The following is an 11,936-nucleotide window of genomic DNA, read 5'->3' on the forward strand; positions in this document are numbered from 1 at the left end:
TCGCCATCCGAAGGACATAGCCATGACCCATGCCGCCACCGACCGCGCCCTTGCAGGGGCGCACCAGCGCTTCACCGACAGCAACCCGGCCAGCCGCAGCCAGTTCGAGGAACAGGCGCGCTACATGCCCGGTGCCAATAGCCGCTCGGTGCTGTTCTATGCGCCGTTTCCGCTCACCATTGCCCGGGGCGAAGGCGCGGCGCTGTGGGATGCCGACGGCCACCGCTATGCCGACTTCATCGCCGAGTACACGGCAGGCGTCTATGGCCATTCGGCGCCCGAGATACGCGACGCCGTCGTCGAGGCGATGCAAAGCGGCATCAACCTTACGGGCCACAACCTGCTCGAAGGCCGGCTCGCAAGGCTCATCTGCGAGCGCTTTCCGCAGATCGAGCAGCTGCGCTTCACCAACTCGGGAACCGAAGCGAACCTGATGGCGTTGACGGCGGCTCTGCATTTCACGGGACGCCGCAAGATCGTGGTGTTCTCGGGCGGCTACCACGGCGGCGTACTGGGTTTCGGCGCCAGGCCGTTGCCGACCACCGTGCCGTTCGACTTCCTGGTGCTGCCCTACAACGACACGCAGGCAGCGCGCGAGCAGATCGAAAGGCACGGCACCGAGATCGCCGCTGTTCTGGCCGAGCCGATGCAGGGGGCGAGCGGCTGTATTCCGGGGCGTCTCGACTTCCTGCAGGCATTGCGTGAGTCGGCCACGCGCGTCGGCGCATTGCTGGTCTTCGACGAGGTGATGACCTCGCGCCTCGCGCCGCACGGACTGGCGAACAGGCTGGGCATCCGGTCGGACCTGACCACGCTGGGCAAGTACATCGGCGGCGGCATGTCCTTCGGCGCCTTCGGCGGGCGGGCCGGCGTGATGGCGCTGTTCGACCCGCGCACCGGGCCGCTCTCGCATTCGGGCACCTTCAACAACAACGTGATGACGATGGCGGCCGGCCATGCCGGGCTTACGAAGCTGTTCACGCCCCAGGCGGCCGCCGCGCTGGCCGGGCGCGGCGAGGCGATGCGCGCGCGGCTCAATGCGTTGTGCGCGGCGGAGGATGTGGCCATGCAGTTCACCGGCGTGGGGTCGCTGATGAACGCGCATTTCCTGCGCGGCGAGGTGCGCCGCGTGGACGACCTGGCGGCGGTCGACGGACGGCTTCGGCAGCTGCTGTTCTTCCACCTGCTGGAGCAGGGCATCTATGCCTCGCCGCGCGGCTTTGTCGTGCTGTCGCTGCCCTTGACCGATGCGGACATCGACCGCTACGTTGCCGCCATCGGCAGCTTCATCGGCGAGTACCGCGCGCTGTTGCCTCGCGGGCAGTAGCCACGCCCAGCAGCTCGTGCAGCCGCGTGCTGGTGGTCGTGTACTGCAGCGGCACGGCTTTGCCCGGAAAGACGATGGCCGTGGCGCCCCAGGCCGCCAGCGTGGCTTCGTGGAAGCCGCAGACGATGAGTTTTTTCTTGCCCGGGTAGGTGTTGATGTCGCCTACCGCGAACACGCCGCGCTCGCGGGTTTCGTACTTCTCGGTGTCGACGGGCACCTGCTTGCGCTCGAGTTCCAGGCCCCAGTCGGCGATGGGGCCGAGGCGCGGGGAGATGCCCAGGCAGGCGATCAGCGCGTCGAGCGGCAGATCGACGGTCGTTGCATCGGGCGTGGTGAGCTGCAGTTGCTTGCCGTCGAATGCGGTCGGTTGGCCGACCTGGAAGGCCAGCTTGCCCGCGGCCACGAGGGCTCGCATTGAGGCAACGGTGGTTTCGTCGGCCTGGAAGCCATCGCGGCGGTGGACCAGCGTGACCTGCTTCGCAACGGCCGTGAGCGCGATGGCGGTTTCGAGCGCGATGTCGTCACCGCCGTTGACCACCACGGTCTGGCCGCCAAAGCGCTCCAGCGAATCGGGGTGATAGAAAAGCGATGCGCCCTCGAATTGCGCAATGCCCTCGATGGCGATGCGCTTGGGCACGAAGGCCCCCACGCCGGCCGCGATGAACACTGTCTTGGCCAGGAAAGCGCTGCCCGCCGAGGTGGTCAGCAGCAGCCGTTCGTCGGCCTGCCTTTCGAGCGTGGCCACCTGCTCGCCGAAATGGAATTGGGGCTTGAAGGGCGCAATCTGCTCCAGCAGCGATTGCGCGAGGCCGCGGCCGCTGGTGACCGGCGTGCCGGGAATGTCGTAGATCGGCTTGCTGCCGTAGAGCGCCACGCACTGGCCGCCTGCGGCGGGCAGCGCATCGACGATGTGGCAGGAGATCTCGAGCAGGCCGAGCTGGAAGGCCTGGAACAGCCCGACCGGACCGGCGCCGATGATGAGGGCGTCGGTTTCGATCGGGGCGGCTTGCATGCTCAGCGCACCAGCTCCCCGACCTTGTCGGTCTTGTCTTTCCACTCTTCAGCGTCAGGCAGCGCCGGCTTGCGCTTGGTGATGCTCTTCCAGCCGTCGGCCAGGGCCAGCTCGGCGTTGATCTTGATGAAGGCGATCTGGTTGGCCGGCAGATCTTCCTCGGCGTAGATCGCGTTGACCGGGCACTCGGGGATGCAGACCGCGCAGTCGATGCACTCGTCCGGATCGATCACCAGCATGTTGGGACCTTCGCGGAAGCAGTCGACGGGGCAAACGTCCACGCAGTCGGTGTATTTGCAGCGGATGCAGGCTTCGGAGACGACGTGGGTCATTTGTCTTTTAACGTCAGTTTGATCGGGGAAAACCCCTGATTTTAGGCCCTTGCGGCGGCAGGCTGCACGAGCACGGCAGCAGCGGTCTTGTGGGAGGCGGTATCGACCAGCACCAGCGAGCCCAGTGCACGCGATTGCGTGAAGGGCAGCACGGCCAGCGGCTGCTGCAGCACGAGCACCACGTCGCCGATGGCGTTGGCTTCCAGCTGCGTTGCCGGCTCCGATTCGAGCGTCGTGATGTTCACGCGATCGACGATGCGCGCCACCTTGGCCTTGACCCAGCGGTGGCCCTGCAGCGCCCAGTACACACGGCCCGCGACCAGCGGCTCGTCGTCGAGCCAGGCCACGGTGGCCGTGATCTCGCGCACCGGCTCGAAGGCCTCGGGCGCCAGCAGCCAGTCGCCACGCGACACGTCGACCTCGCGGTCGAGCACGATGCCGGCGCTGTGGCCCGCATGCACCGACTTCGGCTGGCGCGTATGGCTCAGCACCTGCGCGACCGTGGCGGTCTGGTTGCTCGGCAGCACGGTCACGCGCTGTCCGGGTTCCACATGGCCCGAGGCGACGCGGCCCCAGAACACGCGGCGGCCTTGCGAGGTGTCGGCGGAGGCCGAGAACTTCTCGACCCACTGCACCGGAAAGGCGAAAGGCACGGCCTCGTCCTGCACCGTCACGGGCAGTTCCTCGAGCAACTCCAGCAGGCTCGGACCTTCGTAGCCGACCCAGTCGGCATGGCGCGTGGCCACGTTCCAGCCCTTGAGCGCGGAGATCGGCACGATGGCCGCGACCTGCACGCCGGCCGCTTCGGCAAAAGCGTTCAGCGCGGCCGAGATGCGCTCGAAGGCGAGTCCGGCGTCGTCGATGGCGTCGAGCTTGTTGACCGCGAACACGATCGACTGAACGCGCAGCAGGTGGCACAGCAGCGAGTGGCGGCGCGTCTGCGGCAGCAGCTCGCGCTTGACGACCGTGCCGTCTTCGACCTCGGCGGCCCAGGCCAGCTTGGTCGCATCGACCAGCACCACGGCGGCGTCGGCGGCCGAGGCGGCCGTGACCATGTTGCGCGTGTACTGCTCATGGCCCGGCGCGTCGCCGATGATGAACTTGCGCTTGGCGGTCGAGAAGTAGCGGTAGGCCACGTCGATCGTGATGCCCTGTTCGCGCTCGGCCGAGAGGCCGTCGGTCAGGAGGGCGAGGTCGGTCTCGCCGCCGCGCTGCACGCCGGCGAGCTGGTCCTGCAGCACGGTCTTGCTGTCGACCAGCAGGCGGCCGATGAGTGTGCTCTTGCCATCGTCGACCGAGCCGCAGGTGATGAAGCGCAGAGCGGTGCCGGTGTCGCCGTGAGCGGCGAGTTCTTGGGGGGAGGCTGTCGTCGTCGCGCTCATCAGAAGTAACCGTCTTTCTTGCGTTTTTCCATAGATGCTTCGGAGGTCATGTCGTCCATCCGGGTGGCGCCGCGTTCGCTCACGTCGACCGACAGTGTTTCGAGCACCACGTCGCCCGCATCGGCCGCGAGGCTCTCGACCGGGCAGGTGGTCGTGATGTCGCCCACGGTGCGGAAGCGCACGTCGCGCACCTGCACGGTTTCGCCGTCGCGCGCCGGGGTCAGCCCGGTCACCGGCACCAGCAGGCCGCGGCGCTCGACCACTTCACGCTTGTGCGTGTAGTAGATCGACGGCAGGCCGACGTGTTCGCGCTCGATGTATTGCCACACATCGAGCTCGGTCCAGTTCGAGATCGGGAACACGCGGAAGTGCTCGCCGGGAGCGAGGCGCGTGTTGAACAGCGTCCACAGCTCGGGGCGCTGGTCCTTGGGCTGCCATTGGCCGAAGGAGTCGCGGTGCGAAAAGATGCGCTCCTTGGCGCGGGCCTTTTCCTCGTCGCGACGGGCGCCGCCGATCAGCGCGTCGAAGCGGAACTCCTCGATGGCTTCGAGCAGCGTCACCGACTGGTGCGCATTGCGCGATTCGCCGGGGTGCGCGAGGCGCACGGTGCCGCGCTTCATCGAGTCTTCGACGCTGCGCACGATCAGTTCGGCGCCCAGCTCCTTCGCGCGCTGGTCGCGGTAGTCGGTCACTTCGGGGAAGTTGTGGCCGGTGTCGATCATCAGCAGCGGATAGGGAATGCGGCCGGCGCCAAAGGCCTTTTCCGCGCACTTCAGCAGCACCAGCGAATCCTTGCCGCCCGAGAACAGCAGGGTGGGCCGCTCGAAGGCGGCCGCGACCTCGCGCAGGATGAAGACGGTTTCTTCTTCGAGTGCATCGAGGTGCGTGTTGGACAGGCGCGCGGGAGAGTGCATGGGCGGCTGCAGCAGTTCGGTTTCGGTACGGGCGTTCATCGGAGGGGATGCTGGATGCGGTGAATCGGTGAGACCTTGGCTCTCAGTGCGCAAGATGCAATCCGCACTCGCGGTTGTCTTCGCCCTTGGTCGGGTCCACGTAATCGAAGTTGTTCGGCAGGCCATGCGCCTCGCAGTACTCGTACAGCTCCTTGGACGACCAGTGCAGCAGCGGCGCGACCTTGATGAGGCCGTCCGGATTGACGCTGACCGGGTCCATCTGCGCACGCACGGCCGTATCGGTGGCCCGCAGCGCGGTGAACCAGACCTTGGGTGCCGTCTCGCGCAGCGCGCGGGCAAAGGGCTCGAGCTTCACTTCTTCCGTGAAGGCGGCATGGCGCGGATCGTCGAGCGCCGGCGTCGGGCCTTCCACCGCTTCGCGATGCGCACGCGAGCGGCGCGGCAGGTAGATGTGCAGGTCCAGGCCCAGTTGCTTCGTCACCTCGTCGGCAAAGCGGTAGGTGGCCTCGGTGTTGTAGCCGTTGTCCATCCAGACCACGGGAACATCCCGCTTGGCGCGCGTGACCATGTGCAGGATCACCGCCTCGAACGGGCGGAAGTTGGTGGTGACGATGGTGGGCTGCCCCAGGCCGATCGCCCAGTCCACCAGGCCCTCGGCGTTGCGGCCGAGTTCGGCGTTGATTTTGGTGAGGTCCATGCTCATGGCTGAAGGTCTCTCGGGGTTCAGGCGCCGGCCACGAAGTGCGGCGCGGTCTTCACCGCATCGCCCTGGTAGAACGCGGCGAAGCGGTCGAACTGGCGCTGCGCGTCGGAGGCGTCCACGCCTTCCTTGAGCACGGCGCTGGAGAAGCCGGTGCGTTCCATCTGCACCAGCTGGTCGATCAGCACGTCGCCGGTGGCGCGGATGTCGCCCTTGAAGCCCAGGCGGCGGCGCAGCAGGAAGGCCTGGCTGTAGGCGCGGCCGTCGGTGAACTTCGGAAAGTTCAGGTCGATGCGCTCGATGTCTTCCAGGCACACCTCGATGGCGAGCGGGTCTGCATCGTTCGGCAACTGCAGCACTTTCGGGTCGCCGTCGTCCACATGTTCTTCGGCGGCCAGGATGTTCAGGTTCTTCTTCATGCTGCTTCCTCCACCTTGAAACGCGCACCGTTGGCCGCGGCCTTGAACGGGTCATGGCCCACACGGCGCAGCGTGTCGATGAAGTTCTCGCCGCTCTCGCGGGTGTCGCGGTACGCGGTGAGCACGGCCTCGATCACGCCCGGCACTTCGGCCGCCGAGAACGAGGGGCCGACCGCCTTGCCGGCCTGCGGCGTACCGCTGAGCGCGGAGCCGTCGGAGCCGCCGAGGGTGACCTGGTACCACTCCTTGCCGTCCTTGTCGACGCCCAGGATGCCGATGTGGCCGCTGTGGTGGTGGCCGCACGAGTTGATGCAGCCGCTGATGTGCAGGTCGATCTCGCCCAGGTCGTCGAGCTCGTCGAGGTCCTGATAGCGCTCGGTGATCGCTTCGGCGATGGGAATGGAGCGCGCATTGGCCAGCGCGCAGAAGTCGCCGCCGGGGCAGGCGATCATGTCGGTCAGCAGGTGCACGTTGGCGCTGGCAAAGCCGGCAGCGCGGGCGGCAAGCCACAGCGCATGCAGGTCTTCGGCATGCACCCAGGGCAGCACGACGTTCTGGTCGTGCGTCACGCGGGCTTCGCCGGCCGAGAAGCGGTCGGCCAATTGCGCGAGCGTGTCGAGCTGGTCGGCCGAGGCATCGCCGGGCGCCTGCTTCAGGCGCTTGAACGACAGCGTCACGGCGCGCAGCGCGGGGTTCTTGTGTGGCGCCACGTTGCGCGCCAGCCAGCGGGCGAACATGACGTCGTCGGCGGCCTGGGCGCGCAGCTCGGCGTCGGTCTTCTCGGCGCTTTGCAGCACGCGGGTGGCGAGCGTCGGCGGCACGAAGGATGCGGCCACGCGGTCGTACTCTTCCTGCGTGATGGTGTGCGGCGCGCCGTCGTGCTCGAGGATCTGCTTGTACTCGGCGTCGACGTCGTCGATGTAGCGCTGGCCCTCGGCCTTCACCAGGATCTTGATGCGCGCCTTGTAGATGTTGTCGCGGCGGCCATAGCGGTTGTACACACGAATCACTGCTTCGAGGTAATTCATGATCTGTTGCCACGGCAGGAACTCGCGCAGCACGGTGCCGATGATGGGGGTGCGGCCCATGCCGCCGCCCACCTGCACGCGGAAGCCGATTTCGCCGGCCTCGTTCTTCACGATGTGCAGGCCCACGTCGTGCCAGCCGGTCGCGGCGCGGTCTTCGGTGGCGCCGGTGATGGCGATCTTGAACTTGCGCGGCAGGAACGCGAACTCGGGGTGCAGCGTGCTCCACTGCCGCATGATTTCCGCGAACGGGCGCGGATCGGCGATTTCGTCGACGGCAATGCCGGCGCGCTCGTCGCTCGTGATGTTGCGGATGCAGTTGCCGCTGGTCTGGATGCCGTGCATGTCGACCGAAGCCAGCAGGTCCATCACGTCGGCCGACTTGGCGAGCGGAATCCAGTTGTACTGGACGTTCTGGCGCGTCGAGAAATGGGCGTAGTGGGTCGGGAGCTTGTGGCTGCCGAGCAGGCCCTGCGTCTCGACGGCCTTTTTGTAGACCTCGGCTTCGGGCTCGTCGTACTCCCGGGCGATGCGGGCCAGCACGCGGATCTGGCGGCTGGAGAGCTCGCCGTAAGGCACGGCCACGCGCAGCATCGGTGCGTAGCGCTGGACATACCAGCCGTTTTGCAGCCGAAGGGGGCGGAACTCGTCCTCGTGAAGACGGCCTTTTTGCCAGCGCTCGAGCTGGTCTCGGAATTGGGCGGCTCGTTGATGAACGAACTGTCGGTCGAATTCTGTGTATTGGTACATCGTGCGTGTGTCTTGAAGTGCAGTGCGTCCATCGCCCCAGCAAGAAGCCGAGATTCTGAAAGCCGGCCTTATGGAAACAAACTATTTTTTGGTTCGCGCCTTATGCGGATAAGCTTATTCCCCAGCATCCATGCGGGTTGCGGGACGGTTGGATGCTTATTCCGGATAAGGGCGCGGGTGCCCTGCATGGGCAAGGATAAGCCCCGCGGCGAGGCCGGGATGTCCCCGGGCCTGTTTTCCTGTTCGCCCTGGAAGAGGGCGTAATGCTTTAGCGCAGCATCGACGACATGGCCGAGCAGCAATTCAGCATGCGCACCGCGGCTTCGACCGTCTCGGCGGTGAAACGAAGCGTGACGCCGTCCACGCGCTCGAAAGCCGGCCACTGGCAGAACAGGTCGGCCAGCGCGGGCGACTGGGCGCGCAGCGTCACGGTCTGCGGGCCCTCGAAGACGAGCGGCTTCGCCCGGGAGCGGGCGGCCAGCGCTTCTTCCACGCCCGCGCGAATTGCTCGTCGGGATTGCTCGGGTGACAGCGATACGCCACTGTTGCACCCCGTGGCCTTCTTGGTTTCGACGAAGGTCGCGTGCGGAAAGAGCGGCCGGTTCTCGGCAATGAACACGTCGTCTCCACTGCCCATCACTACAGGCACGCCATATTCCCCGGCCAGCGCGCCGTAGAGCCCGGCTTCGCCCAACTCCTGCCCGCCGAGCGAGATGCTTGCAAAGGCAAAGCTGTTGATCGTGTGCGCCAGGATGCCGCGCCCCTGCGCGCGCGAGTGATAGCCCACCATGCAGACCGCGTCGACGCCTTCCTCGACCCCGGCCACCATGCTCAGGTAGCGCGGCTTGCCCTGCACCACGCGGGCGCGCGCGTCGAGCACGTCGGGCGGCATGTTGCGAAAGCCGCCGTGCGAGTCGTTCACCAGCACTTCGGTGGCACCCGCGTCGAAGGCACCGGCAATCGCCGCGTTGGCCTCCTGCGCCATCAACAGGCGCGCACGCTCGTACTCGGGGTTGCCCGCGCGCACTTGCTCGGAGTGATAGACGCCGGCGACGCCTTCGATGTCGGTGGAGATCAGGACTTTCATGGGCGGTGCGATCAGGTCAGGCTCGAGAAGAAAAGGTGGCTGCGGGCAGGAGTTCGCTCAGCGCGGCGCGGTGGTTGCCGTCACGGCCGGTCACGGCCTCGGCGCGCCACAGCGCATGGATGATCGCCTGCTCGGTGCTGTCGGCCGCGGCCTGGAAGAGGCCGTCGAGCAGCCCGTCGTGCAGCATCGCCAGGACCGGCATCGGCCGCTCGACCTGGTCGGGCACGGTGTAGGCGGTGGAAAAAGCCAGCACGATGTCGCCGCTGCCGTGCCCGAAGACCGAGCCCGTGCGGGCCAGCCCCGCGCCCGCGCGCAGCGCGAGGCGGCGCAACTGGCGCGCATCGAGCGGCGCGTCGGTGGCGACGACGATGATGATCGAGCCCTTTTCAGGCTCCTTGCATTCGGCCGAGCCTTGCGTCGCCAATCGCTCGCCGACCGCATGCCCCGCCAGCACCAGTTGCGGCTGGCGCCCATAGTTCGCCAGCACCAGTGCGCCGACGGTGTGCACCGCGCTGTCGGGGGCCGAGACGCGGCGCGATGCGCTCCCGATGCCGCCCTTGAGCTGGAAGCTCGACATGCCGCGTCCCGCGCCGACCGAGCCTTGCGCGAAGTCGACGCCGGCGTTGCCGAGCGCACGCAGGTAGTCCGACTCGGTCACAGCCAGCCGTTGGATGTCGTTGAGGAAGCCGTCGTTGCACTCGAAGACCAGCGGGTTTACCGTCGGCAGCGACCGGCCGCTCTCGGGGTTCGCCGCAACGCAATGCCGGATCTGCGCCGTGGCCACCGTGCCGACCGAGAAGGTGTTGGTCAGCGCGATTGGCGTCTCGAGCACGCCGAGTTCGGCGAGTTGCACCAGCCCCACGCTCTTGCCGAAGCCGTTGAGCACCACGGCGGCCGCGGGCACCTTGTCGCGGAACGGGTCTCCCGCGTGGGGCCGGATCACCGTCACGCCGGTCTGCACGGCACCGTCGCTGAGCGTCTGGTGACCCACGGTGACGCCCGCGACGTCGGTGATGGCATTGCGCGCGCCCTGGAGCAGGTTGCCGATGAAGGGCAGGGAGGTCGTCGATGGCATGAAGAAAAAGCGGGCTACTGGCGGTCGATCTTCGGATCGAGCGCGTCGCGAAGCGCATCGCCGAGCAGGTTGAAGGCGAGCACGGTGAAGAAGATGGCCAGGCTGGGGAACAGCGCCACGTGCGGCGAGGTCACCATGTCGGCGCGGGCCTCGCTGAGCATCGCGCCCCATTCGGGCGTCGGCGGCTGCGCGCCCATGCCCAGGAAGGAGAGGCTGGCCGCCGTGATGATCGACGTGCCGACGCGCATCGAGAAATACACCACGATCGAGGAGATGGTGCCCGGCAGGATGTGCCGCACGATGATGGTCCAGTCGGATGCGCCGATGCTGCGCTCGGCCTCGATGTAGGTCTGCTGCTTGAGCACCAGCGTGTTGCCGCGCACGAGCCGCGCGAACGCCGGCACGCTGAACACCGACACGGCCACCACCACGTTGGTCATGCTGCTGCCCAGGATGGCGACCACGCCGAGCGCGAGAAGAATGCCGGGGAAGGCGAACAGCACGTCGGAGATGCGCATCACGATGCGGTCCCACCAGCCTTCGTAGTAGCCGGCCAGCAGGCCGAAGGCGGTGCCGATGATGCCGCCCAGCACCACTGACAGGAAGCCCGCCATCAGCGAGATGCGCGCGCCGGCCAGGATTCGGCTGAAGATGTCGCGCCCGAGTGGATCGACGCCGAACCAGTGCGCGGCCGAGGGGCCGGTGTTGAGCATGTCGTAGTCGAAGAAGTTCTCCGGATCGAAGGGCACGATCCAGGGTGCGAACACCGCGACGAACACCAGCAGCAGCACGAACACCGCGGCGACGATGCCCACAGGTTGCTTCTTGAAGCGGCGCCAGCATTCGCCCCAGGGCGTGCGGACCTTGCCCGCGGTTTGAACCGCCACCACGGGCGGAGTGATCGATTCGGCGGTCACGCCGGTGGCTTGCGTCATGTCGGCTGCCTCACTTGTAGCGGATGGTGGGGTTGATGTAGCCGTAGAGCACGTCCACCACCAGGTTGATCAAAATGAATTCGAGCGAGAACAGCAGCACCAGCGTCTGGATCACGGGGTAGTCGCGCATCTGCACGGCATCGACCAGCAGGCGCCCGAGGCCCGGCCAGTTGAAGACGGCCTCGACCAGGATCGAGCCGCCCAGCAGGAAGCCGAACTGCAGGCCCATCATCGTGACCACCGGGATCAGCGCGTTGCGCAGCGTGTGCTTGAACACCACGCTGGATTCGTGCACGCCCTTGGCGCGCGCGGTGCGCACGAAGTCTTCCTGGATCACCTCGACGAAGGAGGCCCGCGTGAAGCGCGCCATCACGGCCGCCACGGCCGCGCCCAGCGTGATCGAGGGCAGGATGTAGTGCTTCCAGCTGCTGGCCCCCACCGTGGGCAGCCAGCCGAGCTGGACCGAGAAGATCTGCATCAGCAGCATGCCGAGTGCAAATGCGGGGAAAGAGATGCCCGACACGGCGAGCGTCATGCCCAGCCGGTCCGGCCATTTGTTGCGGTACACCGCCGACACGATGCCGATGCCCATGCCGAAGATCACCGCCCACACCATGCTGGTGATGGTCAGCATCACCGTCGGGAAGAAGCGTTCGCCGATCTCCGCCGACACCGGCCGCCGGGTGCGGATGGAGGTGCCGAAGTCGCCCTGCAGCATGTGGGAGAAGAAGTTCACGAACTGCTGCGGCAGCGGCTTGTCCAGCCCGAGCTCCGCGCGGACCATGGCCACGGTCTGCTCGTCGGCGTCCTGGCCGGCGGCAAGTCGCGCCGGGTCGCCGGGCAGCATGTGGACGAACAGGAACACCAGCACCGCCACGATGAGCAGCGTGGGGATCAGGCCCAACAGTCGTTTGAGGAAGTAATTCAGCATGGGGTGCGGTTGCCGCGATCGGGCGATGGCGGCATGCCATCGCCCGT

General features: G+C 67.0%; 12 protein-coding genes. 1 reads left to right on the top strand and 11 read right to left on the bottom strand.

From position 1 onward, the window contains the following. The first annotated feature begins 22 nt into the window (after positions 1–22). Positions 23–1,327, top strand: a complete 1,305-nt coding sequence (locus ACCC97_RS02930; protein ID WP_413331538.1) for an aspartate aminotransferase family protein — start codon at positions 23–25, stop codon at positions 1,325–1,327. On the opposite strand, the gene ACCC97_RS02935 is transcribed toward ACCC97_RS02930, so the two are convergent. The 11 genes from ACCC97_RS02935 to gsiC form a co-directional block, all read right to left on the bottom strand. Then, positions 1,287–2,339: an NAD(P)/FAD-dependent oxidoreductase gene (locus tag ACCC97_RS02935; protein WP_413331539.1), complete on the bottom strand. Its 1,053-nt coding sequence runs from the start codon at positions 2,337–2,339 to the stop codon at positions 1,287–1,289. The two genes, ACCC97_RS02930 and ACCC97_RS02935, sit on opposite strands and share 41 nt — an antisense overlap. Positions 2,340–2,341: 2 nt before the next feature. After that, a complete protein-coding gene (gene fdxA, locus ACCC97_RS02940) occupies positions 2,342–2,671 on the bottom strand; it encodes a ferredoxin FdxA (protein WP_007839295.1) in 330 nt (109 codons plus the stop codon). Between the two features lie 41 nt (positions 2,672–2,712). Beyond that, complete coding sequence (locus tag ACCC97_RS02945; RefSeq protein ID WP_413331540.1) at positions 2,713–4,053, bottom strand: sulfate adenylyltransferase subunit 1; 1,341 nt, start codon at positions 4,051–4,053, stop codon at positions 2,713–2,715. Beyond that, complete coding sequence (cysD, locus tag ACCC97_RS02950; RefSeq protein WP_007839298.1) at positions 4,053–5,006, bottom strand: sulfate adenylyltransferase subunit CysD; 954 nt, start codon at positions 5,004–5,006, stop codon at positions 4,053–4,055. Before cysD ends, ACCC97_RS02945 begins: the two co-directional genes overlap by 1 nt. A gap of 43 nt (positions 5,007–5,049) precedes the next feature. Next, positions 5,050–5,670, bottom strand: a complete 621-nt coding sequence (locus tag ACCC97_RS02955) for a phosphoadenosine phosphosulfate reductase family protein (RefSeq protein ID WP_007839299.1) — start codon at positions 5,668–5,670, stop codon at positions 5,050–5,052. Between the two features lie 20 nt (positions 5,671–5,690). Further along, positions 5,691–6,086 (bottom strand): DUF934 domain-containing protein, encoded by a 396-nt coding sequence (locus ACCC97_RS02960; RefSeq protein WP_007839303.1) that lies wholly within the window; start codon positions 6,084–6,086, stop codon positions 5,691–5,693. Next, on the bottom strand, positions 6,083–7,861 hold the full coding sequence (locus ACCC97_RS02965; protein WP_007839304.1) for a nitrite/sulfite reductase: 1,779 nt from the start codon (positions 7,859–7,861) through the stop codon (positions 6,083–6,085). Before ACCC97_RS02965 ends, ACCC97_RS02960 begins: the two co-directional genes overlap by 4 nt. Positions 7,862–8,129: 268 nt before the next feature. Beyond that, positions 8,130–8,948: a M55 family metallopeptidase gene (locus tag ACCC97_RS02970; RefSeq protein ID WP_007839305.1), complete on the bottom strand. Its 819-nt coding sequence runs from the start codon at positions 8,946–8,948 to the stop codon at positions 8,130–8,132. Positions 8,949–8,964: 16 nt separating this feature from the next. Then, positions 8,965–10,023, bottom strand: coding sequence for a P1 family peptidase (locus ACCC97_RS02975; RefSeq protein ID WP_413311565.1), 1,059 nt, complete (start codon positions 10,021–10,023; stop codon positions 8,965–8,967). Between the two features lie 14 nt (positions 10,024–10,037). Further along, complete coding sequence (gsiD, locus tag ACCC97_RS02980) at positions 10,038–10,958, bottom strand: glutathione ABC transporter permease GsiD (protein WP_413311567.1); 921 nt, start codon at positions 10,956–10,958, stop codon at positions 10,038–10,040. A gap of 10 nt (positions 10,959–10,968) precedes the next feature. Further along, positions 10,969–11,889: a glutathione ABC transporter permease GsiC gene (gene gsiC, locus ACCC97_RS02985; protein WP_007839308.1), complete on the bottom strand. Its 921-nt coding sequence runs from the start codon at positions 11,887–11,889 to the stop codon at positions 10,969–10,971. Positions 11,890–11,936 lie beyond the last annotated feature (47 nt).

The sequence above is a fragment of the Variovorax sp. Varisp85 genome (genome assembly GCF_047304045.1).
Lineage (GTDB): Bacteria > Pseudomonadota > Gammaproteobacteria > Burkholderiales > Burkholderiaceae_C > Variovorax.